Annotated in this window: 20 protein-coding genes; 8 read left to right on the top strand and 12 right to left on the bottom strand. The window is 55.9% G+C overall.

Going from position 1 to position 24,990, the window contains the following annotated elements; genetic code table 11:
- Positions 1–144: 144 nt before the first annotated feature.
- On the bottom strand, positions 145–1,146 hold the full coding sequence (locus tag GT003_RS13945; RefSeq protein ID WP_161698680.1) for a FecCD family ABC transporter permease: 1,002 nt from the start codon (positions 1,144–1,146) through the stop codon (positions 145–147).
- Complete coding sequence (locus GT003_RS13940) at positions 1,133–2,158, bottom strand: FecCD family ABC transporter permease (RefSeq protein WP_161698678.1); 1,026 nt, start codon at positions 2,156–2,158, stop codon at positions 1,133–1,135. Before GT003_RS13940 ends, GT003_RS13945 begins: the two co-directional genes overlap by 14 nt.
- Before the next feature lie 244 nt (positions 2,159–2,402).
- On the opposite strand from GT003_RS13940, the gene GT003_RS13935 reads away from it, so the two are divergent.
- Positions 2,403–3,416 (top strand): ABC transporter substrate-binding protein, encoded by a 1,014-nt coding sequence (locus tag GT003_RS13935; protein ID WP_161698676.1) that lies wholly within the window; start codon positions 2,403–2,405, stop codon positions 3,414–3,416.
- 181 nt (positions 3,417–3,597) lie between these two features.
- Here the strand turns inward: GT003_RS13935 and ligD are convergent, their stop codons facing one another.
- The 3 genes from ligD to ku are packed head-to-tail and all read right to left on the bottom strand — an operon-like array spanning position 3,598 to position 6,539.
- A complete protein-coding gene (gene ligD, locus GT003_RS13930) occupies positions 3,598–4,491 on the bottom strand; it encodes a non-homologous end-joining DNA ligase (protein ID WP_161698674.1) in 894 nt (297 codons plus the stop codon).
- Positions 4,488–5,606 (bottom strand): ATP-dependent DNA ligase, encoded by a 1,119-nt coding sequence (locus tag GT003_RS13925; RefSeq protein ID WP_161698671.1) that lies wholly within the window; start codon positions 5,604–5,606, stop codon positions 4,488–4,490. The genes ligD and GT003_RS13925 overlap by 4 nt, the downstream gene beginning before the upstream one ends.
- A complete protein-coding gene (gene ku, locus GT003_RS13920; protein ID WP_161698669.1) occupies positions 5,607–6,539 on the bottom strand; it encodes a non-homologous end joining protein Ku in 933 nt (310 codons plus the stop codon).
- Between the two features lie 222 nt (positions 6,540–6,761).
- Here ku and GT003_RS13915 point away from each other — a divergent pair, with 222 nt between their 5' ends.
- On the top strand, positions 6,762–6,947 hold the full coding sequence (locus tag GT003_RS13915) for a hypothetical protein (RefSeq protein ID WP_161698667.1): 186 nt from the start codon (positions 6,762–6,764) through the stop codon (positions 6,945–6,947).
- Positions 6,948–6,949: 2 nt separating this feature from the next.
- A complete protein-coding gene (locus tag GT003_RS13910; RefSeq protein WP_161698665.1) occupies positions 6,950–7,138 on the top strand; it encodes an H-type small acid-soluble spore protein in 189 nt (62 codons plus the stop codon).
- A gap of 33 nt (positions 7,139–7,171) precedes the next feature.
- On the opposite strand, the gene GT003_RS13905 is transcribed toward GT003_RS13910, so the two are convergent.
- The 6 genes from GT003_RS13905 to GT003_RS13880 form a co-directional block, all read right to left on the bottom strand.
- Positions 7,172–8,284 carry a hypothetical protein gene (locus GT003_RS13905; RefSeq protein ID WP_161698663.1) on the bottom strand — a complete coding sequence of 371 codons (1,113 nt, stop codon included), beginning with the start codon at positions 8,282–8,284 and terminating at the stop codon, positions 7,172–7,174.
- 220 nt (positions 8,285–8,504) lie between these two features.
- Positions 8,505–11,783 (bottom strand): carbohydrate-binding protein, encoded by a 3,279-nt coding sequence (locus GT003_RS13900; protein ID WP_161698661.1) that lies wholly within the window; start codon positions 11,781–11,783, stop codon positions 8,505–8,507.
- A 175-nt stretch (positions 11,784–11,958) separates the two neighbouring features.
- Entirely contained in the window at positions 11,959–13,320 is a 1,362-nt protein-coding gene (locus GT003_RS13895; protein ID WP_161698659.1) for an ABC transporter substrate-binding protein, read from the bottom strand.
- 23 nt (positions 13,321–13,343) lie between these two features.
- Entirely contained in the window at positions 13,344–14,225 is an 882-nt protein-coding gene (locus tag GT003_RS13890; protein WP_338045903.1) for a carbohydrate ABC transporter permease, read from the bottom strand.
- Between the two features lie 13 nt (positions 14,226–14,238).
- Complete coding sequence (locus GT003_RS13885) at positions 14,239–15,138, bottom strand: carbohydrate ABC transporter permease (protein WP_161698657.1); 900 nt, start codon at positions 15,136–15,138, stop codon at positions 14,239–14,241.
- Between the two features lie 165 nt (positions 15,139–15,303).
- Positions 15,304–16,605: a glycoside hydrolase family 125 protein gene (locus GT003_RS13880; protein WP_161698655.1), complete on the bottom strand. Its 1,302-nt coding sequence runs from the start codon at positions 16,603–16,605 to the stop codon at positions 15,304–15,306.
- A 303-nt stretch (positions 16,606–16,908) separates the two neighbouring features.
- Between GT003_RS13880 and GT003_RS13875 the strand changes: the two genes are divergently transcribed.
- The 3 genes from GT003_RS13875 to GT003_RS13870 all read left to right on the top strand — a co-directional run bounded on the left by GT003_RS13875 (position 16,909) and on the right by GT003_RS13870 (position 20,042).
- Complete coding sequence (locus tag GT003_RS13875) at positions 16,909–18,045, top strand: GntR family transcriptional regulator (protein ID WP_161698653.1); 1,137 nt, start codon at positions 16,909–16,911, stop codon at positions 18,043–18,045.
- Positions 18,046–18,267: 222 nt separating this feature from the next.
- On the top strand, positions 18,268–18,423 hold the full coding sequence (locus GT003_RS32140) for a hypothetical protein (RefSeq protein ID WP_170312231.1): 156 nt from the start codon (positions 18,268–18,270) through the stop codon (positions 18,421–18,423).
- A gap of 1,400 nt (positions 18,424–19,823) precedes the next feature.
- Positions 19,824–20,042, top strand: a complete 219-nt coding sequence (locus tag GT003_RS13870; protein ID WP_161698650.1) for a hypothetical protein — start codon at positions 19,824–19,826, stop codon at positions 20,040–20,042.
- A 63-nt stretch (positions 20,043–20,105) separates the two neighbouring features.
- Here GT003_RS13870 and GT003_RS13865 read toward each other — a convergent pair whose 3' ends face one another.
- Complete coding sequence (locus GT003_RS13865) at positions 20,106–20,972, bottom strand: AraC family transcriptional regulator (RefSeq protein WP_161698648.1); 867 nt, start codon at positions 20,970–20,972, stop codon at positions 20,106–20,108.
- Positions 20,973–21,090: 118 nt separating this feature from the next.
- On the opposite strand from GT003_RS13865, the gene GT003_RS13860 reads away from it, so the two are divergent.
- A complete protein-coding gene (locus GT003_RS13860; RefSeq protein ID WP_161698646.1) occupies positions 21,091–22,737 on the top strand; it encodes an alpha-amylase family protein in 1,647 nt (548 codons plus the stop codon).
- A gap of 398 nt (positions 22,738–23,135) precedes the next feature.
- On the top strand, positions 23,136–24,935 hold the full coding sequence (locus GT003_RS13855; protein WP_161698644.1) for an alpha-L-rhamnosidase-related protein: 1,800 nt from the start codon (positions 23,136–23,138) through the stop codon (positions 24,933–24,935).
- The last annotated feature ends 55 nt before the right edge of the window (positions 24,936–24,990 follow it).

Genomic DNA, 24,990 nt, shown 5'->3' with positions numbered 1-24,990 from the left:
GAATTCATAGGAGCAATCCGACGCCGCCCTAGCCGGCGAGTCCGGCTTGGCACCGAATAAAGAGAAAACGGGATGGAGCAGCACGCTTGCTGTCCATCCCGTTCGGTTAGTTATGCACGCTGCAATCTGTCTCGTTCCGCGCGCTTAGGCGCGTGCGCCTGTGCGCTTGAACAGAAGCAGATAAAGGAAAAATGGCGCGCCGATCGCCGCCGTGAATACCCCTGCCGGAATGTCGCTGGGCAGGAATGCCGTCCGCCCGGCCAGATCTGCGAGCAGCAGCAGCAGCGCGCCGATGAATGCCGATGCCGGAATGAGGCGGCCGTACTTCGGTCCAATGATGCGGCGCGCGATGTGGGGCGCCATCAGGCCGATGAAGCCGATGCCGCCGGCCATGCCGATCGCCGCGCCGGTCAGACCGACGCTGAGCAAGAGCAGGAGCAGCCGCATGCGCTGCACGCGCGTGCCGATGCCGACCGCAAGCTCGTCGCCGAGCTCGAGCGCATTCAGGAAGCGCGAGAGGTAGATCGCGGCGAACAGCAGAACCGCGGCCCAGGGCAGCAGCGCCCATACGTGCATCCAAGCCGTTCCGTAGAGCGTACCGGTCATCCAGCCGAGCGCTTGCCCCGCCATATAAGGCGGTCCGATCTTCAGCGCGAAGGTCGTCAGCGCGCCCATGGCCGTTGCCAGCGAGATGCCGATGAGGACGAAGCGCAGCGGCGAGATGCCTTTCCGCCAGGCCGCAGCATAGTTGATCGCGGCCGTAATGAAGGCGCCGAGAATGGCGAACAGCGGAACCCACTGGATGCTGAGATGTCCGGCGGAGAACGTCAGGAACAGCACGGACGCGACGGTAGCGCCGCCCGATATGCCGACAAGGTCGGGCGAGGTAAGCGGATTGCGGACGAGCCCTTGCAAGATCGCGCCGGCGGCGGCGAGCGATGCGCCGACAAGCACCGCCATCAGAATGCGCGGCAGCCGCAATTTCACGATAATGAGCGACGACTGCTCATCGCCGAAACCGAGCAGCGTTTGGGCGACTTTGCCGATGGGGATGTACGTGCTGCCGATCGCGACGCAGGCAATGACGACGGCCGCCGTCAGGATGAACAGCAGCATGAGAATGGATGTGAATTTAAGATTGCGCATAGCTTTTCCTCCGTGCGACATAGATGAAGAACGGCACGCCGATGAGCGCCGTCGCGACGCCTACCGGCAGCTCTTCAGGCCGTAATATGAACCTGCTGACCGTGTCGGCCGCGAGCAGCAGCGTTGCGCCCAGCACGATCGAATACGGAACGATCCAGCGATAGTCGTGCCCGACGAGGAAACGGCTGACATGCGGAATGATGACGCCGACGAAAGCGATCGGCCCGGCAATGGCGACCGACGAGCCCGCAAGCAGTACGACGAGCGCCGCGAGCACGGTACGGACGAGTCCGATCTTAAGACCGAGGCCGCGCGCCGTCTCATCGCCCATGCTGAGCACGTTCACGGATTTGGTCATCAGCAGCGCGCCGATGAGCCCGACTGCCGTATAAGGCAGCACGGCCGTCAAGTGATGAAGCTCGCGTCCGGAGACCGAGCCGACGATCCACAGCAGGATGTCGTCCAGCATCTTATTCTGCTTGAGCAGAATGCCCGACGTCCAAGCGGAGGCGAATGCCGCGACGGCCGAACCGGCGAGCGTGACGCGAATCGGCGTCTCTCCTTGGTTCCTTCCTGCCGCGCCTAGGGAGAAGACGGCCGCTGCCGTGACGGCGGCGCCGCCGAAGGCGATCAGGATGAGTTCCGAGCTGGAGAAGGCGTTGCTTCCCGCGATGGCCAGCGCGATGACGACCGCCAGCGCGGCGCCGGAATTAATGCCCATGACGGAGGGCGAGGCGAGCGGGTTGCGCGTCATCGCCTGCATGAGCGCGCCGGCGACCGCCAGGCTGGCGCCAACCACCGCGGCGATAGCCATTCGCGGCACGTGGACGTTCCGGATAATGAGGTCCGTATTGGAGCCGTCGAACCGGGTATAGGCACCATACACCTGAGAGGGCGTGAACGTATGACTGCCGCCGAGCAGCAGGCTGGCCGACCCGGCGGCAAGCAGGATGAGGATGCCAAGAAGGAGAAAACCGGTCCGTTGGCCGTTGCTGTTAAAATAAGAATTCATTGCGTATGCGCTCCTGCCTATGAAAAGTTCGACTCCCGATAATAGAACGTTCTTTAATATTAGGCAAAGATGAAATAAGCGTCAATGATTATGAGAATCATTTTCAAAAACCTTGACAGTCTTTAACAAGATGTACTATGATACCTGAGTCGTTAATAATGAGAATGGTTATCACTGCGAGGCGGCGTTCGTCTCGGGCTGTGCAACTACGAAATGGGAAAAGGATGGGGAAGCATTGAAAAGCATGAAAAAAGGATGGCTCGGCTTGATCGTGCTGATGGTCGCGTTCGCCGTCGTGGCAGCGGGCTGCGGTTCGAAGACCAATAACACGGAGAACAGCCCGTCGAATACGAATACGGGCAAGGCAAATAGCGATACGGGTACGGCAAATGGCGATACGGGCAACGCGAAAGCGGATGATGTGCGCGAAATCAAGCATGCGATGGGCACGACGAAGCTGACGGGCACGCCGAAGCGCGTCGTCATTCTGACCAACGAAGGCACGGAGGCGCTGCTGGCGCTCGGCGTGAAGCCGGTCGGCGCGGCCGAATCGTTCGAAGGCGATCCATGGTATCCGCACATCAAGGATCAGATGGAAGGGGTCCAAGACGTAGGCGGCGAATCGCAGCCCAACATCGAATTGATCGCCAGCCTCAAGCCCGACCTGATTATCGGCAACAAAATGCGCCAAGAGAAAGTATATGACCAGCTGAACGCGATCGCGCCGACGGTCATGGCCGAGACGCTTCGCGGCGAATGGCAGGCGAACTTCAAGCTGTATGCGGAAGCGCTGAACAAGAAGGCGGAAGGCGATCAGCTGCTTGCCGACTTCGACAAGAAAATCGCGGATGCCAAAGCAACGCTGGGCGACAAGCTGCAGCAGAAGGTATCGATCGTTCGCTTCATGCCGGATAAGACGCGTATCTATTACAACGAGACGTTCTCGGGCATGGTGCTCGACAAGCTTGGATTCGCAAGACCTGCCGCCCAATCGAAGGACGGTTTCGCGGATGACGTGAACAAGGACCGTATTCCGGACATGGACGGCGACATCCTGTTCTACTTCATGTACAACCCGGACGGCTCCGACGCGACGCAGAAAGTAGCGGATGAATGGATGAACGATCCGCTTTGGAAGAACCTGTCCGTCGCGAAGAAAAACAACGTGCACATGGTCGACGATGCGATCTGGAATACGTCGGGCGGCATCATCTCGGCGAACAAAATGGTAGACGAGCTGTTGACGTACTTCAAATAAAGGGCCAAACATAAAGACTGCTTCCGCGGAGGGTGACTGCTGCGGAGGCAGTCTTTTTTGCATGTGCGCTTCAATCCGAAATGCTGAATGCTGAATGCGGATTAAAGTATGACATACGACATACGACACATGACATACGGTACGGAGATGCGAACCCGCGATTGTTGCTCGCGAATCTATCCTACCTGCGGCCGATAAACGATAGGATCGGCCGCAGCGTCTGAGCCGGGACCTGGTCCAGCAGATCGCCTTCCCGGAGCAGCCGTTCTTCGATATTGAGCAGATGGTAGTCGGTAATCGCCGCGCCGCGCCGAACCTCGTTCCAATGGAGCGGCGTGGAGACGCTCGCGCCTGCGCGAGCTCTGGGGGAATAGGGAGCGATGATCGTCTTGCCTTGGTAATGCTGCAAATAATCCACGTAGATGAGATCGCCGCGGTTCTTCTTGAGCCGCTCGATCGTGAACAGCTTCGGATGCTTGTCCGCCAAGTAGGTGCCGACGAATTCCCCGATTCTTCGGAGCTCGTCGAAGGTGAGATCCTTCACGAGCGGAACGATAATCTGGACGCCCGTGGCGCCAGAAGTTTTGGGCGTGGAAGCGATGCCGAGCGAACGCAGGAGATCGCCCGTCAATAATGCCGCCTCCATGATGCGCGGCTCATCCTCGAGCGAAGGATCGAGATCGATGACCCATTCCGTCGGATAGGCCGGGTCGCTGATGCGGTCGAAGGAAGCGTGATATTCCAGGCATGCCAAATTACCGAGCCACAGCAGCACCGGCAGCGAGGACAATTTGACGTAATCGATGCTTTCGCTGCTGACGGTTTCGACGAAGTCCGGCGCAGGGGTCGGACAGTTTTTCTGGTAAAAGGATTTGCCGTTCACGCCGTCCGGGTAACGAATCGTCGTCAGCAGCCGATCCTGGCAATGCTTCAGCAGCCATGGCGACAGCGCCGCAAGCCGTTGAAGGAAAATGGCTTTCGTAATGCCCATCTCGGGAAAGAGCAGCTTCTCGGGATTGCTGACCGTCAGCTCCTGCCCCTCGACGACGATCGTACCCTTCACGGAGCGGCTCATGATAAGGGCTCCTTCGGCAGAAACGTCACGAGCTTCGGATGGCGCAGCTGGCCCGCGGAGGTCAGCTCGAGTCCGGTTACCCGGCAGCGGAACGGCAGTGACAGCCATTGCACTTCCTCGTTCTTCAGATCCTCCGGCATCGCTGGAAACGGGCAGGACACGACGGCAAGATGGGCATGCTGCGGACGGAAGGTGGAGGCAAGCACGCCGCGAAGCGCATCATTCAGTCCGAGCGAGACGCTCCCCAGATACTCGCCCTCGAGCTCCATGACGAGGCTCGCTATGAGGCCGTTTCGCCATTTGAGACCGACGATGTCGACGTCAAGCACGAGCGCGATCTTCTTCTTCAGCCAGTCGCGATGCTTCTTGCCTTCGCGATAGGGGCTCGACAGCCGCTTGCTGACGACGCCTTCCCAGCGGTTCGTCTCCACCCAGGTCCATAATGCCTCGCCGTCGCGAAATAAATCCGTCACGAACACGCGCGGATCGTCGGTCCCGACCAGCGCGGTCAGACGCCGGTGCCGCTCCTCGTAGGGAAGATGGCGCAGGTCGCCGCTCTCATCGGACAGCAGATCGAATAGGACATAGACGAGCGCGCCGAACGATTGGTGCACGGACGCACTCGCCGGAACTCCGGAGCCGGTGCCGGACAAGTCCGACCCGGGGCGTTGCTCGGCGGGGATTGCCGGTAACGCGGCCTGCGCGCCGGCTGCGGCCGGAGGGAGCGGCTGCCGTGCCAGCCCCCGCGATCGTTCGCGCTTCAGCACCTGCTGAAAGTTCGGCCGTATGCCGTCCCACCATACGAACTCGCCGTCGAGCAGGCAGGGTCCCCAAGCTCTTTTTGATTCCAGCACCGCGGTCATTTCCGGATAAATGGCGTTCTTCAAATACAGCTTTCGCGAGAACAGTTCTACCTGCCCGCAGCCGTTCAGCCGGGCGAGAATGCGAATCCCGTCCCATTTCAGCTGAAAGCCCCATTCGCTGCCGGTCGGGAGCTCCGCGTCGAAGAGGGGCGCCATCGGTTCGGACGGCAGCGCGGGCAACTCTTGTTCGGCTGCCGAGTCGAGAGGCGGAGACAGATCATCAGGGATGTGCTGCGGCGATGTATGCTCCATCTACGACACCGTATCTTCCTTCGTTTTGCGCGGAGCCCGCGGTTTCTTCACCTTGGCGACGACTTCGCTGCCGCCGGCCGCATCGGCTGGCGCTTGAGCGGCCGCGTCGGATGAAGCCGGAACGCCCGAGGCGCTCTTGTCCAAGCTTCCCGGCGCATTCGGCGGAAGTTTTACCGCTTCGAGACTCGCCTGCAGGGCGGCCATCAGATCGAGCACGTTCGTCTTCTGCGCTTCCGGCGCGACGGAGACTTCTTCGCCCGAGATTTTATGCTGAATGAGGTCCATCAGCCGCGCGCGGTAGTCATCCGTATATTTGGCCGGCTCGAAAGGCGTGGACAGCTGTTCGATCAGCATGCGCGCCATCATCAATTCCTTCTCGTTCACGTTAACGGCATCCGGCAGGCCGGGCACTTGATTGACCGAACGGATCTCGTCCGGATAGAAAATCGTCTCCATGGCGAGACAATCATCGATGATGCGAATGGCTGCCAGCGAGCTCTTGGAGCGGATGGATACTTTGGCGATGCCGATCCGGCCCGATTGGCGCATCGCCTCGAGCAGCAAATTATACGCGTTGCCGCCTGCTTGATCCGGCGAGAGGTAATACGTTTTCTGAAAATAGATGGGGTCGATTTCCTCGAGCGCGACGAAATCCAAGATATTGATCGTCTTCGTGACCTCGCCGGACAGCTGCTCCAGCTCGTCTTTCTCGAACAGCACATAGCGGCCCTTCTCGTATTCGTACCCTTTGACGATATCGTCCCATTCCACCTCGACCTCGCAGGTCGGGCATTTGCGGATATACGAGACGTTGCTGCCGCATGTGCGGTGAATCAGCTTCATGGAGATGTCCTTGTCCTCCGTGGCGGAAAACATTTTGACGGGCACATGCACGAGACCGAAGCTGATGGCGCCTTTCCAAACCGTATGCATACCGAGATCCTCCTCTTTGATTGGCGATTCTTTACAGTGGCTTGTTTTGCATGATTTTGGGTTGTTTGCAACTGCTTTGCTTTGTCCTCGCTAGTTCGTTTACCTCATCTTGCCTGAAGATTCCTGTATCTTCAGTCTTCCCCCGAATGCATGAGCCTAAGCGGTTTCGGGCATATTTTCGTTAGCACAACCATCAATCATCGAGAAGGAGGCGGATTCCTGATGACCGAAGCAGGAAATTCCCCGACGGGGTCTAACAACGACAAGCGGCACGAAGGCCGCGACGACTACTTCATGGACATCGACCGCATGGTGAACGAGGGACTGGGCGGGGGCACGGTGACGTTGAACAATGGGCTGATCGAAGAATCCACCACGGACACGATGGCAGTTGAATCGAAGGAGTAATTATGGATACCAAACGCGCGATGGAAATATACAATTCGAAGGATACGTTTGCCGTTCACTTGGGCGAGAAGTCCGTGTGGATAGAAAACGTGGATGAAACGAACGGCATGGCGACCGTGCAGGTCGGCTCCGATCCGCTTAACACGCAGACCGTGTCATGCGACCGGTTGACGGAAGAGGGAGAAGAGTAGAAGCGAAGCGAGAAGTACAAGCGGCGGCGGAGCCTAGCTGCCTCTGCAATGCGAAGAGACACTGCTTGGCGGCAGTGTCTTTTCGTGCTGGGAGCTGCTGGACGGGCGGCGATCTGTGCTGCATAACCGCGGTGCAGCAGCTTTTGGAGTTCTGCGCGGGTGATGTGCGGGAAAGCTGCGGTGGAGCAGCTTTTGACGCTCCGTGCAGGTGAAATGTGCTGAAAAGCTGCAGTTTAGCAGCTTTTGAAGCTCCGTACGGGTGAAATGCACGGGAAAGCTGCGGTACAGCAGCTCTTGAAGCTCCGCGCGAGCGAAATGTGCGGGAAAGTTGCAGTACAGCAGCTTTTGAAGCTCCGCGCAGGTGAAATGCGCGGGAAAGCTGCGGTACAGCAGCTTTTGAAGTTCTGCGCGGGCGTAATGTCCGGGAAAGCTGCAGTACAGCAGCTTTTGGAACTCCGTTTCGGGTGAAATGTGCGGGAAAGGTTGCGGTGCAGCAGCTTTTGAAGCTCCGCTCGTGTGAAGTGTACGGAAAAGCTGCGGTACAGCAGCTTTTGAAGCTCCTGCGCGGGTGAAATGTGCGGGAAAGCTGCGGTACAGCAGCTTTTGAAGCTCCGTTTCGGGTAAAATGTGCGGAAAATCTGCAGTAAGGCAGCTTTTGAAGCTCTGCACGGGTAAAATGTGCGGGAAAGCTGCAGTACAGCAGCTTTTGGAACTCCGCGCGGTTGAAATGTGCGGAAAGCTGCGGTACAGCAGCTTTTGAAGCTCCGCTCGTGTGAACTGTACGGAAAAGCTGCGGTACAGCAGCTTTTGGAGTTCTGCGCGGGTGTAATGTGCGGGAAAGCTGCGGTACAGCAGTTGCGGAAAAGTTGCAGTACGGCAGCTTTTGAAGCTCTGCACGGGTAAAATATGCGGAAAAGCTGCGGTACAGCAGCTTTTGGAGCTCCGCGCGGGTGAAATGTGCGGAAAGCTGCGGTACAGCAGCTTTTGAAGCTCTGCACGGGTAAAATGTGCGGAAAAGCTGCAGTACAGCAGCTTTTGGAGCTCCGCGTGGGTGAATTGTGCTGAAAAGCTGCAATTTAGCAGCTTTTGAAGGTCGCCGAAGCTAAAACGCGCCGAAAAGCTGCAGCCTAGCAGCTTTTCAAGCAAACCTCAGCAATCAGAGCGCTCGATGCCTCTGCGCATCCATCAAAAAAGGAGCAGGGACGAATCCCTGCTCCTTTTTTGTCATGCTGCATTACGCTCCGAGCATTACGCTCCGAGCATTACGCTTCGATCATTACGCTTCGATCATTACGCTTCGAGCATTTTCCCTATCCGCGTCTGAATATTTCTAGCCATTCAGCCATACAGTTCTCCAAGAAATCCGTTATTTCAAGGACTGAATAACGGCCTCGGCATCCTTGTTCAGCACGGCTTTGGCATCCGCGGTGACCGAGCCGCTTTGGGCCTTATTATTGAGATGCTTCACGAAATCCTGGATCGCTTTGCTCGCTTGATCCCGTTTCTGGCCGTCAAGCATACGTTGCGCCTTGTCCAGCTCATTGGTCAGCTGCGAAACCAACGCCCCGCGCAGCTGCTCCGAACGTTGATAGCGGTCGATCAATTGCTGCATGGAGTGGATGCTGACCGTAACCGTGAAAGCAAATGTCTGCCGCAGCGTGCTGCCGTTCACGTCCTCGATCGTAATGACGGCCGACTTGGCGCCCGACATGCTGGCGAGATCGATATCGACGGTCGGATCCGCCGGGGAGTGAACCGCATACGTATGGCCATCGAACGCGATGGCGGCCGATTTGATCGCGCCTATGCGATCGGCCGCCTTGAAGCGAAGCAGTGCGCCGTCTTCGACCGTCGCGCCGTCCTTCAGGACCGACCCGTCCGCCGTCAGCGTGAACGCCGGATAATCCGCAAGGTTGACCGTCGTTCCGCTCGATACGTTGCCGGACGCATCCACGGCTTTGATTACGATCGCCGTGGCATCGGCAAGATCGGACCATGCGGCGCTTTGGATCCCTTTGCCTACCGTCAGAAGTTCGCCGGCCGGCTGCTCGCCCTTGACAGGCTGAAGTTTTACTTGCGTCGCGTCAATGTCGTACGGTCCATCCCAATACAGCCGAACGGCGCCGTTATCGCGAATGACCTGCACGTTCTCGACCTCGCCGGGAGCGATGCCGTCCGGCACCGTAACGGGAGGGACGTCGGGCGCCGTGAACACGGCCGGATCGCCGAACGTGAATTTATCCACGTTGAACAGGTAGCCATTCCCCTTGAACAGGAGGAACACGATGTGCTTGCCGGTCACCGGCGTCGTAACCGGAGCCGCAGTGACCGCGAATTTTTGCCAGCCGCCGGTGCCGGTCGTTTGGGCCGACGCGATGATCGGTCCGTTCATGCTGTCGATCCGGACTTCGATCGTGCCGCCGCTTGTGTCGCTGGCTGCATTGACATTCATTTGCGTCGGGCTCGTATCCCCGAAGTCGATATAGTTATACATCGCGTATGGATTGGTCGCCGCATTGATGCCGGCCAGGTACGTCTGTCCGCCGCCGTTCTCCGTGCCGAAGCCGGTGCCGCCCGTCGTGTTTTCGGCTTCCAGCTTGCCGTAGGCATCGCGCGCTTTGCCTTTCACGGTCGTGAACGTGAACCAGTCCAAGTTGCAAGGGTAGTCCGAACCGTCCGTTCCGTGGAACACAAGATACACGTCATGAATGCCCTTTGCCTGCGTATCGTCGATATTGGACATGAGATCGACCCAACTATCCCAGCCTCCGAGCGCCGGAACGCCGAGCGTTCCCACGGTCGGTCCGTTCAGGCTGTCGAGCTTCACCTCGATCGAGCCGCCTTGACCGCCGCTCGCGACATGCGCCGTTATTCCGGCTGCGCCGGTGCCAAGATCGATCCCTTTGAAGAAGGCATAGGCATTGTCATGAATGCCGTCCAGGATGCCCTTGTTCGTATTCGCGGTCAAGCCTCCGCTGCCGTCCGCATGGACGGCTTTCAAGCGGGCATAAGCATCGGTCTTGGTCGGATCCGTCGTCGTGAATTTGAACCAGTTCAAATTAAACAAGTAATCGTCGTTCGTCTTCTTGAAGACGAGATAGACATCGTGAACGCCCGTGATCGTGCTCGGTTGGCCTTGATCGTCCTTCAGGACGGCCGTCGCGTCGGAGAACGTGTTCCAGCTGCCCGTCCCTTGTACGTTCAAGGTGCCGGCCTTCGGACCGTCAAGCGAATCGAGATGGACTTCGATATTGCCGCCGCCCGTCGCGCTGGACGCTCTGGCGATCATCCCTACGGCGCCGCTGCTGCCGAAATCGACATTGGTAAAGGCGGCGAAGCCGCCGGATTGGATACCGCCCAATTGGAGCGTGCCGTCTCCGCTGCCTTCGAGGCCGAAGCCGCTGCCGACGTTGTACGTTTCCGTCTCCGTTCTTGCGTATGCATCCCGAGCCGTATCTTGCAGCGTCGAGGTTCCGGGCCGCAGGATGGTAAGCGCTTCGACGGCAGCGGCGGACGACCACGATTCATAGGTGCCGGCCAGAAGCTGTCCGCCCCAGTTGCCGTCGACGATATTGTTGGCGTTGCGATTATGCCAAGCGGCGTTGGCATTGAACGTCAGCCACTCGTTGAATTGGCCGGCGAAAGCGGCGGTCTTGTCGTCCTGTCGTTCATTGACCGCCTGCTGCAGATAAGCCAGGTTGCGAAGCAGGATCGTCTTGCCGCCTTTCAAGTCGCCGTTCGGCCCTTCGAAGCGGAGCACGCCGTTCCCGTCGACCAGATGCTGTTCCGTGAAATCGGCCGCCTTGATCGCATCGTCGAGATAGACGCCGTTGCCGGTGATCTTATACAGGCCTACGGCCGCGCCGATAAACGTGCCTTGGTTGTAATGTGTCGCATCCGGCGCAACGCCGTTCTTCACTTCGATCCGGTCGAACACTTTGCCGCTGCCGTCGGTCAACACCGTCTTGCTCCAGCGGTAGATACGCGTTGCGGCATCCAAATAATGGTCGTCTTTCGTGGCGTTATATAAGAATACGGCGGCTTCGGCGGCAGGGAAATTGATGCAGGCGTTCTTGGTCGAGTGGTCGCTGTTCATCCACCAGATGCCGCCGTTCGCGAAGCCGTCGTCCCACTGCGTATCGTACACGAAATCGAAGTAGTACTTGGCCTTGTCCAAGTAGCGCTGTTCGCCGGTTATCTTATAGGCGCGCGCGCTTGCCATCGCCCACCACATAATGTCGTCGTTAAAATGATTATTCGTCCAGTCCGGCCCGTAGCTGGCGACGGTGCCGTCGAAGACGTCGTCGATCTGCTGGCGCAGCTGCGCTTTCAGCTCGGGATCGGAAGTGCGTTCGTAGGCGTCCATGACCATTTCCCACAGTTCAGCCTCCACCCAGAAGCCTTGGTACGACGTGCCTTGATTCGAATTCGACCAGAAGAACTTGGCGGCGGAGTCCCAGAACGTCCGATTGAATGCCTTCATCGCCGTATCCGCATCCGCGGCATTGAAGGATGCCGTCACCGAATGACCGGTCGTTTCGGTCGATGCATGGGCTTGCGAAGCTCCGATACCGGACCATGAAGCGAGTGTGACGGCAGCCGCCGTCGTCCATACCCATAACTTGCCGTTCGTTTTCAGCGTCATTTATTGAACCTCCATTAGTCGTGTTAGCGATGCATTTCCCGCGCAGCGAGTGCCGGCTCCCCGGTTCACCTCCTTAAAGGGGTAAAAAAAACAGGAGCAGCGCTTGCAGCTGTCTACTCCTGTGTTGTCGTGCCCGCCTAAGTCATGCGCGTTCAAGTCGTGCCGGCTTGGCGGATTAAGAGGCTTTAATCGTTTTGTTGATTTTGTCGGCCATGCTTTGCAGTTCTTTCTCGCCGCCCTTGCCGCTCAGCACGTTGTTCCATACGGTATCGATGAACGGATTCGCTTTGCCTGCCCATGCCGTAAGGAAGCGGACCGGCTGCGTCGTAGGCGATTTCAAGATATGGTCGATGCCGTCAGCCAGATCCTGATGGCCGGCTGCTTTGAGCGTATCGTAATAGGAAGAGGCCGAAGCTTGGAAAGCGGAAGGCGCGACCGGCGTTTGCGGCAGCACGTCCTTGTACATCGTCGAATCCAGGTATTTCAGAACTTTCCAAACCGCGTCCGGATTCTTGGTGCTGACCGGGGTAGCCCAGCCGACGGCGTCATAGATTTCGGTCTGCGTCGTCACGACGGGCATCGGCACGAAGCCCCATTGCAGGTCGGGCGCATTGCGGATCAGATCGTCCGCGATCCATTGGCCTTGGTACGTCATCGCTACTTTGCCGTCCTTGAACGGTCCCATGATCGTGGACAGGTCGAAGGTCGCCGGGTTCATCGAGCCCTCGGCAATGGCCTGCTGATAACGGGTCACGCCTTCGACGAACTGCGGGCTGACCGTGGCGCTCGTCGGATTCAGCAGGCTGTCGGCGAACGGAGCGCCGCCTGCGGAAGCCGCGTACAGCGAGACCGTGAACGGATCCGGATGGAAGTAGAAGCCGTATTGCTGCACGCCGTCTTTCTTGGAAGAGAGCTTCTTCATGTCGGCGAAGAATTCATCGTAGGTCCAGCCGATCTTCGGCTCGGTAAGCCCGGCGTCCTTGAACAGCTGCTTGTTATAGAAAATGCCGTACGTATTCAGCAGGCCCGGCAGACCGAAGTTCTTGCCGTCCACCTTCCACCCGTCCATGACGCCCGGATAGAAGCCGTTCATGAAGTCCGCGTCCGCGCTCGCATGCTCCGTCCAATCGTACAGCAGGTTCTGGGCTTGGTACGAAACCAGCATGTCGTTGCCCAATTGGAAAATATCCGGCGCCTGCTTGGCGGTAATCATGCCGTTCAGCTTCGTGCCGTAATCGCTGAGAGGAGCCGGCATGAGCTTGACGGTGATGCCCGGGTTCTCCTGCTCGAACTTTTTCATGCTTTCCATGATCTTGTTGTTCATGTCTTGCGATTCCCACGTCATCAGCGTGACTTCCGCCTTCTCCGTGCCGGCATCGCCTTTGTTGCCCGCATTGCCTTCGTTCTTCGCATTGCCCGCATTCTGCGTGTTCCCCGTATTGCCCGTATTGTCGTTCCCTGAGTTGCCGCAAGCGGAAAGCATGCCCGCGACCAGCAAGAATGCCGTTAGTGTCGTCCCGATTTTAATCGCTTTCATAGAAAGACCTCCCTAGGTTTGTTTTATTTCAAGCCGGCGGAATTGACCGACCCGAGACCCTGCATAAAATACTTCTGGCCGAAGAAGAAGATGATGAGCAGCGGCATCATGTAGAGCAGGTCCGCGGCCATGAAATAGTTCCACTGCGTCGACCAATTGGATGCGAACGAGGCGAGCGCGACGGACAGCGTCCATTTATTCTGATCGACCAGATAGATGAGCGGCTCCAGGTACTGATTCCATGAACCGTTGAACGCGAAGATGATCATCGTTACGACGACGGGCAGCGACATCGGTACCAGAATGCGCCATAGGATTTGCGTGTCGCCGGCGCCATCCATTTTGGCCGCCTCGTCGAACGACTTCGGAATGGTGCTCAAGAATTGAATGAACAGGAAGGTGAAGGCCGGATTGCCGAGATAAGAAGGCACGATCAGCGGCAGCCACGTATTGTACCAGCCGAGCTGCGAGAACAGATAGAAGACGGGCACGAGACCGACGAAGCCCGGCAGCATCATGCTGCCGATGAAGCTGCTGAACCACAGCTTGCGGCCGGGAAAACGAAGGCGCGACAGGCCGTAGCCGACGACGATGGAGCTGGCGACCTGGCCGACGGTGCTGATGACGGTTATGATCATCGAGTTTTTGAACGTAAGCCAGAAATGGATTTGCTTGGTGCCTTCGACGAAGTTCTCGAAATGAAACTCCTTGGGAAACCATTGCGGCGTGGTCGTGAAAATATCGTTGTTGCCCTTCAAGGCGATGGTGACGACCCACAGAAGCGGATACAGCATGGCGACCGTACCGATCAGGAGAACCACCATCCGGATGCTGTTCACAGGCTGGATCTTGCGCCTGCTGCGACCGGCGTTCGTCACGGCCGGAGCGGAATATACAGTCTTCACTAGAGGTCTCCTCCTATCGATTGTCGTTTTCGTAATGAACGAACTGGTTGGAATAACGGTACGTGATGACCGTGAAGAGCATGATGATCAGGAACAGGATCCAAACCTCGGCGATGCCGTAACCGAACATTTTCGAGCTGAAGACGTCGGCGTAGATCTTGAAATTAAGCAGCTCGGTCGCGTAATTGGGTCCGCCGCCGGTCATGACCTGCACTTGGGCGAAGGATTGGAAGGAGCCGATGATGCCGAGAATGAGCTGCAGGAACAGGATGGGGGCGATCAGCGGCAGCGTGACGTTGCGGAATACCGCCCAGCCTCTGGCGCCGTCCATGCCCGATGCTTCGTACAAATCCTGCGGTATGGACTGCAGGCCGCTGAGGAAAATAATCATGCCGCCGCCGATTTGCCACAACCCGGCAAGAATGACGGAGAACAGCGCCAGCCGTTCGTCGCTGAGCCAGTTGACCGGCGGGGAACCGAACAGATGCAGGACGCGGTTGGCCAGTCCGTACTGCGGATGATAGATGAATTTCCACAACGTGAGGGTCGCGATCATCGGAAGCACGGTTGGCAGGTAGAACGCCGTACGGAAGAACCGGATGAACGGCAGTTTCTTGTTGAGCAGCATGGCAAGCGCCAGGCCGCCGATCAACGAAGCGGGCACGTTGATGAGCACGTAATAGAACGTGACGCGAAGCGCTTTCCAGAAGACGGGATCGACCGTGAACAAATAGTTGAAGTTGTCGAACCCGACGAATTCGGGCTTGTTGATGCCGTCCCATTTGGTCAGGGCGTAGTAGATGGACATGATGAGCGGATAAGCGACGAAGATGCCGAAGCCGATAATGGAAGGCGAGATGTGCAGGTAGCCTTTCACCCATTCGAAGCGATTGTATCGGCGTGATGTCTTCATAGAAACGGATTCCTCCTTTCATGATCGCCTTGCGGCGTCAGGGTGGCTTGCGGCCGGCGGAAGCCGGCATGCAGCCGTCTATATGCAGATCGAAACGCAGAGCAATGGGATAAATAAGAGCGCTGAGGTAACCAGCATGTTCGGAAAATCAAAGCGACAGGAAGATCAGACAGAGCCGCTCGGGGTCCGGTCCGCGGCGGTCAGCCCGCCGACCCAGCGCGCGATAAATTCGCCGAACAGGCTGTTCGCCCAAGCGAACCATTCCCGCGTAAACGTGCCGGGATCGTCCGGATGGAAGCTTTCGTGCATGAAGTTCGTGTCCGCCGTCGTAGCCGCGAGCGTGCGAATCAGCGATTCCTGCTCCTGCGGGTCGGTCGAGGTCAAGCCCTGCATGATCAATCCGATCGGCCAAATATGTCCGGGAGGCGTATGGGGACTGCCGACGCCGCGTCCGTAGGTGCCCGAGTAGTAGCTCGGATTGGCCGGGCTCAGCACGAATGCCCGGGTATTGCGGTATATCGGATCTTCCGACGGACGATAGCCGAGATAAGGAATGGAGAGCAGGCTCGGCACGTTGGCATCGTCCATCAGATTGTAGTTGCCGAACCCGTCCGTCTCGTACGCGTAGATTGTCCCGAATTCGGGATGCTGCACTTTGCCGTACGTCTCGATGCCGAATTCGATCTCCGCCGCCAATTTGAGAGCGCTTTCGTTAAGGTCGGCATCGTCGTACATTTCGAGCGCCAGCTGCCCGAGGTCGCGCAGGATGACGACGGCGAACATGTTGGCCGGAATCAGATAGCCGTACTTGCAGGCGTCGTCGCTCGGCCGGAATCCTGACCAGACCATGCCGGTGTAATTCGTCCGCGTTCCTCGGCCGTCGAATGGCAGCGTGTCCGAAGGAGGACATTGAAACCGTTGGAACGAATAGCCGGATTGCTGGTCATGATGCTGCTCGATCAGCATCGTAGCGACGATCTGCCTGAACATCCCGTGAACGTCTTCGTTGAACACCGAGCGGTCGCCGGTCGTCCGCCAGTAGTGCGCGCACAGCTGAACGGGGTAGCAGAGCGAATCGAGCTCATACTTGCGTTCCCATACGCCAGGCCCTTTCGGCGGCAGATCGCCGGTATGCCCTTGGTCGTTCGGCTCCTTGTTGAATGCGTTTGCATAGTTGTCTAAAAGCAGGAACTTCGCTTGCCGATGAATGACGCCTCGGATGAGCCGGCGAAGATCGGCATCCTCGTTCGCCATCTCCATATAGGGACGGATCTGCGCCGATGAATCCCGCAGCCACATGGCCGGTATATCTCCCGTAATGACGAAGGACGTGCCGTCGTCCAGCAGCTCCACCGTCGTTTGCAGCGTGTTCGGGTAGCAATTTTGGAATACATCCGCCAAATGAGGATCGATTTCCTTCAGCGAGGAAGAGATGGCCTCGATCGTGCGGTAGACAGTTTCGTACATCGTCCCACTCCTTAACAGTTGATCGTGGTGCATTCGGTATGCGAATTGGTTACGTGAGCGAGCATATCATTCGGAAAAATATAATGTCAACATATTTTTTATATTGATATACCAACCAAGTAAGACAATAACGAATCAATTCATCCCTCCATGCAGGACAAATGCGCACTCGGCGCGTTATTACAGTTATTTGGTTAAGGAAACCTAAGAAAATCAGTTTTTAACGTCGTGAAAATTAACGTTGAAATCAAGAAACTAATTATGTATAGTTGGTATAACATGATTCCTAAAGGATGATCACACATGAAGGCGCCTCTATATGAGCAAATTTACAATCATCTGTTCCAGAAAATAAAAGACGGCGAGCTCAAGAGCGGCGACCGCCTGCCTTCGGAGAATGAATTGGCGGATCAGTTCAACGTTAGCCGGATTACGACCAAGAAGGCGCTCGAAACGCTGGCCCAGCATCGGCTGGTCGAACGGATCAGAGGCAAAGGCTCTTATGTGTCGGAAGTCCTGCCCGGATCCGAAGAAACAGTGCTGTATGAGAATCTTGCGGATCCCGGGTCGGATGCTCCGGCTGAATCCGTGAAGCTGGTCGGGCTGATTCTTCCCGAATTCGCGGAATCGTACGGATCGCAGCTGATTCACGGCGTCGAAGAGCGCTGCTCCCAGACGAATTGCCGCATGCTCATGAAGCTGACCTACGACAGCCGCGAGGTCGAAGAATCCGCGATCCAGTCGTTTATCGATCTGGGCGTGGACGGATTCATCATCTTCCCCGTGCACGGCGAGCATTACAATACGGCGCTGCTGCGGCTCGTGCTGGACAAATTCCCGCTCGTCCTCGTCGATCGTTACTTGAAAGGCATCGCCGCATGTTCGGTATATACGGATAACCAGAAGTCCGTCTCCGATCTGACCATGCATCTGCTGGAACGCGGACATAAGGAAATCGGCTTCATATCTGTGCCTTCGGACAACACGTCCTCCGTCGAGGAGCGGATCGCCGGTTTCTCGGAGACGCTGATTCGGAACGGAATCCCTTTCAAGCCGCAGCATATGATGGCGAATCTTCGCAGCTCGCTGCCGTGCTCTTCCGACAAAGCGAATATTCAGACGGACATCGAGAGAGTACGCGAATTCGTCGAGCTCAATCCCGAGCTGACCGCATTCGTCGCCGCCGAATACAATCTGGCGCTGGTGCTGCGGGAGGTGCTGACCGGCATGAACAAGCGGATTCCGGATGACGTCGAAATCGTTTGTTTCGACTCGCCGCCCGATCCGTTCGACAAGCCTGCCTTCACCCATATCCGCCAGAACGAGCTGGAGATGGGCAGGATGGCGGTCGATATGCTTCATGGCCAATGGTCCGGCAAGGACGTCGGGCTGAATCACCTGATCGAGCACGCGTTCGTTAAGGGATTATCGACGACTTGATGCCATGGCGCGGCTGTTCCAACGCAAGAGGCGGCTTCCGAATTATCGGAGGCCGCCTATTTGGCATGACGGGATAGTGCGGGCTGCAGGACAAGACATAACAACCGGCAAGCGCCGCGAATGAAATGATAAACATAGGAGCCCTGGCTGATTGACAATTGAGATTGCGGGGTAAAAGAGTCCTAACGGCAGTACATTCGCTATAAGAGGAGCGTGGATGAAATGACACATCGCGATATCGACGTCGAGGAACGCCACATTGAACGCAGGTCGGATTCCAGCTTGGTTGCGTCGACCTTTATCAAGTATGCCGCCTACATTATCATCTTCTTCGGGCTTTTGTACTTCCTGGTGCATTACGTATTCGATAAATTCTAAGTCGTCTAAGGATATGAAAGCCATGATTTACGGGGGCGGATATGCCTCAACTGAGCCCGGGCTGCTGAAGCAGCCCGGGCTCAGAACGTTGAGAATATCAATGGCGCGGAACTGTGGGGTTGTTGAATGCGGATGAATTGCCGATGCAACCGCCGAAGCTAATTGCCGATGCAACCACCGAAGCCAATTGCCGATGCATCGCCGAAGCCAATTGCCGATGCAACCGAAGCCAATTGCCGAAGCCAATTGCCAATGCAACCACCGAAGCAACCGCCGATGCAGCCGAAGCCAATTGCCGATGCAATTTGCCAATGCGACTTACCGATGCAAGCCCGTCATGCTTGTGAAATAACGCTCAACCTCAACATCCTGCAGCTAACGGTTGTACAGTTCGCTAATCGGCTCAAAATGCCCCATTTATCTCGCTAATGGTTGCCAGGAGGCTTAGTTGTAAGATTTGCCGTGCTAATCAGTGCTTAAACGGCAAATAGCGTCCATCGCAATCGTTAGGGTTTATTTAGCGGTATATTCTGAGGAATAGCGACGCTGGCAACCGTTAGGCGATAGAGCTCAGCCCGAATTCGCGTTGTGCGTCGGCAGCTTCTGCCGCATGCCGAACTTCATGACAGATGTATCCCCCTGCGGCAGTCCCGCGTTGCTCCTGCCGTCAACCAATTAAACGACGCTATCTTCAGCAAGAACCAACCGGCCGCTGCTGATCATCCTGAAAGGAATAAGAGGTTCAAAGGCTGCTGGGCGGCCTTTCTCCTAATAGAGATAACGAGCTTGTTCGTCGCAACGCGAATTCAATGTTCTTGACGATCTTGCGGGCAATGCGATGGCAGAATCCTAAACTGCGAACGATAGTTTACTTACGTTGCGCGGCACAGGGTCAAACGATCACCTGCCGGTTTCATTGGGATTTAAACATACGAAGGTTTGATTAGGCTTTAAAATGGTTATTTATTGAATAGTTCTTAGCATGGGGGGCAGCAAATATGAATCGCCCGGCATCCAAATATTTGGAGAATGCGGTTTTAATTTATCATTCACAGTTCTCCGAAAAGGAGAAAATAAGACATTGCCGAGAGCTTCTGGCTCATATGAGAGCGGAGTTTTCTTCCGAATTAAGCGTTCGAAATAACGAAGTGGTTGAAGTATACAATTCGATTGCATTCATGATTTCCGGTCAACCAGAAAACCAATTTACCCCGTAACCTTACCCCAGTTTCCCATAAGGATCGCTAAACAGCCTTAGCGAATTTCTCTCCGGCGATTCTGACCGCGCTTGGAATCAGATTCGATATCGCGTTCTTCTCCTCCTTGCTTCCCGTTGACACTATTCCCAGGCAATAAAGGAGATCTCTTCCTTGCGAAGAATATAAGGGAGCGTGATAAAGATGTTTATTCGATCGCAGGATGGGACGGCCATTTACTTCACTAAAAGTCTGACTATTGCGGAAACTTCTTCAGGAAGATGGGCTATATTAGCCGATGGAAATGAAGTGGGAAGATTCTCGAATAGAACCGTCGCGATAAGGGAAATGGATAAGATTTATAAGTATATCGATGAAAAAGGGTATTCCGTTTATGATTTAGAAAACTCTTCTTATGAATAATAGGTCCTTTCTTCAAGCACTCCTTCGGGAGTGCTTTTTCATTTCCAAACAAAACCTTCGGCATTAAACTCTGAATTGATTCCGATATTCGCTAGGCGTTTTGTGTTCCATCTTTTGAAAACACCGCGTGAAGTATGTGTTACTCTCGAACCCCACGTCTTCGGCAATCATCGCAATGCTGCTGTCCGTGTTTACTAACCGCAATTTGGCTTGTTCGATACGGACTTTCATCAAGTATTGGAGCGGCGTGCATCCCTGATGTCGTTGCATGGTTCTAGTCATGTATACGGCATGGAAGTGGAACTCGTCAGCTAACGTTTCATTGGTTATGGCTTGTTTATAACGGTTCCGAAGATACTCCGTTACTCTCTCGACTAAATGCAGACCGGCTGAAGCACGCATCTCGTGAGTTTCTTGGCTTATGATCCGAAGCATCCGGTGAAAAGCAGCTTGTTGCTCCCAACAGTTCATCATCGACGTCCTGCTGTTTGAAGTCAGCAGCGCGTTCATTTCTTTTTCAACCTCGCCCTTTCTTCTAATCGACCAGTATTTCGGGAAATAAAGCGAGTAGGTAGTGCCGAAATGTTCAGCGTGACTCCTGTCGATGGGCAATGGTTTTTCCGGGTATTGCGCTTCTGCTTCGCTCCACCGTGAACCGGCTTGAAAATGCATCCAGAAAAAGCGCCCTTCTTCTCTGCACGGCGCGAAAGGGTAATGATGAGCGTCCGGGCGAAGAAGAAGCATGTCCCACTGTTGCAGCTCCCACTGACGATCCTCCTCTCCCATGTACAGGGATCCTTCCAGCACGATAAGCAAATCGAAAACGCCGATGTTCGAACGGGCAGCGTGGGCATCCCCTTTTTTTATGATCTGTTCCCCGCAAATATAGTAAGAAGGCAGCGGCGGTGCTTCAAAATGATAATAGCTCATACATAAGCCACCTCGATAATTGGTTTAAATCGTACGAATTGAGTTCGCGATAATACTAGTATTGTCTTATGTTGTATAGGTAAAATCAACTTATTCAACGTACGTTTTATTCGATTACTTGGGGGAGAAGCTTCTGTATACGATTGGTTATTATTTTGGCGACACCTATATTTCGTTCGGCGGATTGAAGTTCGCCATTCGGCTTTCAACGAACGGGAATATCTATTGCCCTTCGCCGGAGCACACCCGAACAGTGGAAGAGAACGGAACGCTGCGGCTCATTTCGAACCGATTATGGGCAGCCGGCGGGCAACTAAGCGCAGATGGTTCCCTGGAACTCGCGATAGAAAGAAAAGATAAGGATGGGCCTATCTCGATCAACGGCCGTGGCGAACATGCAACAGAACTTTGCAAATCCTTGCTTATTCATGTCATTGGTATCGATATCCAATATTTTGATGCGGATTCGGATAATATGGGCAAGCGGGAATTTCAGCATCCAACCGGCATACAGCCATTGATCTACCCAGGGCGAGAGGCAACGATGCCGCTCGTTATTATCGGAGAAGCCGGGGCAGGTAACGGCACCGCAAACGAATGGTACGCTCTTTCCAAAGACAGCTTGGTCCGAAAAAAAGGCTTTGCGGCTTATTACGATAGGGAGGAAGATGCACCGGTTCTGATTCTTTCCTTCGAAGAAGACCGCCGAAACTGGAATAGCCAAATCGTGCTCCCGGAATGGAGGGTCGGGAAACTGCAATCCAGAGCCGCAGTCGTCGCAGAACGATTCGCCGATCTGGAATATCACTTCGGCGTTAAGCCGTTTCGCGATCGGGAAGATGTACAGTGGATCGAAGACATTCGAGTAGTTGTCAATTTCCACGGCGAACATTGGACAGGCCATGTGTTTAATACATTCCTCGACATGGAAGAACAGCTCCGCGATATATGCGGCGACCTGCCCGGAAAACATGTCCTTGCGTTCCTGCCTGCGTGGGATGGCCGATATTATTGCACTTATCCTTACCATAGCCCCGGAGAAAGGTTAGGGGGGGAATCCGGACTTCGCCGGCTGGTGGAAACCGCGCACTTGCTGGGGGTCAAAATCATTCCTATGCTCGGAGGACCGAATTTGGCAACGCGTCGGTTTTTACAGGAACATGATTTGCTCGATGCGGCCTTGAAAGATTCGGAGGGTTTTGCCCAGATCCAGGATTGGATCGATTGGAACAGCGATTTGTCGCAAGAGAACATGGGGTTCATTCTCAATTACGGGCATCCCGATTTACGAGCTTACATGCTCGATAAGGCGGACGAGCTGATTCATGCGTACGGGTTTGATGGAATTTTCCTGGACGGAGCCATTCGCTGGTCCAATGCGCCCGATTATTCGCCCTACGAGGGAGTGGCGGCTTTCGCAGATGAATTTGCAAAACGCAATCCCGGTAAGCTCCTGATGGGCGAGGACGGCTACGACGCCTTGTGGGGCATGTTTGGGCTTTTCGCCACAAGTTGGGGACCGCTCGGCCTTGAAAATGCGATGCTGCGCTATACCCGACAAACGGAATATCTTGCGTATCCTGCGCTAAACGGCAGTTCGGGAATACACGAAATCGGATGGAACTGGACAAGCATCGACAAGAGCAAGAAAGCATTCACGATACCTGCCCTTACTTTGTTTGCGGGGGATACGAAACGCTATCGCGGCGAGATTCGCCAGAAGCTGCTGGATTGTTCGGACTGGCGCTTAAAATCCCATCCGTAGCATGATCATTCCGGGCTAAACCGTTTCTTTCTTGCATAAAGCTTAGGCAGTCGTCCGCTATCAACGGCGAAGCCGGCGTCCGCACATCGAAGTTATTTATTAAAATCCTAGCGCGCATCGATGCTCAATCGGTGCGCGTGTTTTAGTTCGGCTTGAAAGCGGTAAACGTTCAGTTTGAAAGGCTTGGCTTCAATGGCAGCACGTTGACGGGCGAGTGAACACTCGAACAGCGTCACGGCCGCAAGCCGACAAAAATCTACCCGAATGTCAAGAGGATCGTATTTCGTAAACAAGGGTCTTTTTTTAAGATTAGAAAGAGGGCATGCAGAAGGTGTTCAGACGTCTGCCGCTGTTCAACCGGACGAACTAAATACGTGTGTGGAGGTGCACCCATCGAGATGAAACGATCCTATTCTCCGTCTTCCCGAGAGCTGGTTCCCGACGGTTTCTCGCCGATCGTACTGCAGCCGGGGCAAACCGTACGGTTCGATTTCGAAATAAAACGCGCGGGCTTATTGCATGTTCGGCTAGGAGGGGCTTCGCCGGCATGGGAACGCATTCGTTATGCGTACACAAGCGACGATCGACTATTTCCATCGCTATATAAAGGCTTCGAGGATGAAGCATGGCTGTCCGGAAGGTTCCCCTCGTATGTGCGCATGCGGCCTTTCGGTACGCTAAGCCAGTTCGTTTCCCGGGGAGACGGCGTATACGTGCTGGAGGACGATTTGACGGTCCTGCGCTACCTGGAAATCGACAACCGGTCCGACGAGCCGCTGGAAATCCTCGAGCTTTGGCTGGTCTATACGGCAGCTCCTTATAAGACCGTCGGAGGTTTTGAATGCGACGATGAGCTGATCAACGACTGCTGGGCGATGGGCGTCTATACGACGGAGATTTGCAGTCAGCCCTCCAAGTACACGCAGCGAGAGCTCATAGGACCCTTTTCGGACTATGTCATCTGGGACGGGGTACGGAGGGACAAGGATATATGGGGCGGCGATTTGAGGCCCGCCTCGCTTACCGCCTTATACGCATTCGATCGGCCTGAAATCGTCAAAAACACGCTTGAGCTGCTGTTAAGCATTCAGCATGCGGAGGGCGAGGAGAAAGGCATTATTCCGGGCAGCGGCGCCTACGGCCAAATCTTCTACGAGTGGACGATGTGGACGGTCGTCAATCTGTGGGAATACGTCCTATTGACGGGGGATGTCGGTTATCTGCGGGAAAACGCGAACCGGCTGATAGAGGTTGTGGCTTGGATGAACAAGCGCATGGATCGGGACGGCTTGATCAGCGGGCTCAACAGCTGGATGTATTCGATTGACGCACGCGGGAAAATCAGCGGGCTAGCGCTTGCGCAGAAAGCCGCTTGGGATGCGCTCCATCGCTTATTCGCGCTGCTCGATCATCCCCTGCGACATTTTTGCCAGGAACAGGCCGAGCGGACGAAGCGTTCCATTCTTGCGCAATTCAGCGTCGCGGGGACGCCGCTGCTGACAATGCTCCCGGCAGGCACGAAGCAGCGGGACCGGTTCGCGATCGACGGCAACTTATGGGCAATCTTGCACGATGTGGCGGACCCGCCGCGGGCAGCGGCGATATTACAAGAGGTGCAGGAGCGGTTCTGGACGGAGCGCGGGTCGATCAACGTCGTGCCGGTGTTCGAGGAGTCCGAGGACGGCGCCTGGTGGTGGGAGGTCCTGCCGAAGGAAGCGGCGGTATGGCGGCATAACGATACGATATGGCCGTATATGTCGGCATACGAAGCGCTTGCCAGCTTCCATGCGGGACAGACGGATAGAGGTCTAGAAGTCATGCGGCGCATCGGGGCGAGCCATCTGAACCAGGGCCACCGCACGTACTGGGAAATGATGAACCGCGACGGCAGTCTCCCCGTCGGAAATCATGGCGATACGTTATCGCTCAGCCACGCTTGGGGAGGTTCCTCCAGCTATGGACTTCAGGCATACGTTGCCGGCATTCGGCCGCTGGAGCCGGGGTTTGCCAGCTTCAGCGCCAAGCCTGCCTTGGGCGGACTGAAATGGATGAAAGCGGAGGTTCCCACCCCGCATGGCATCATTGAGGTGGAAGCGGAGCGAAACCCAGCCGGCCAGATAAAGGGCTTCGTGCGGCACCCGCAATCCATCCGCTGCGAAACGGGAGCAGGCATGGAAATCGTCCGCCGCCGGCCGTAGCCGCAGCGCAAAAGACCGGCATCGACCGGACTTCGTACAAAGCGGGCAAGATCGT

It is taken from the genome of Paenibacillus sacheonensis (assembly GCF_009909195.1).
GTDB lineage: Bacteria > Bacillota > Bacilli > Paenibacillales > Paenibacillaceae > Paenibacillus_Z > Paenibacillus_Z sacheonensis.
This window is presented reverse-complemented; position numbering and strand designations above follow the sequence as displayed.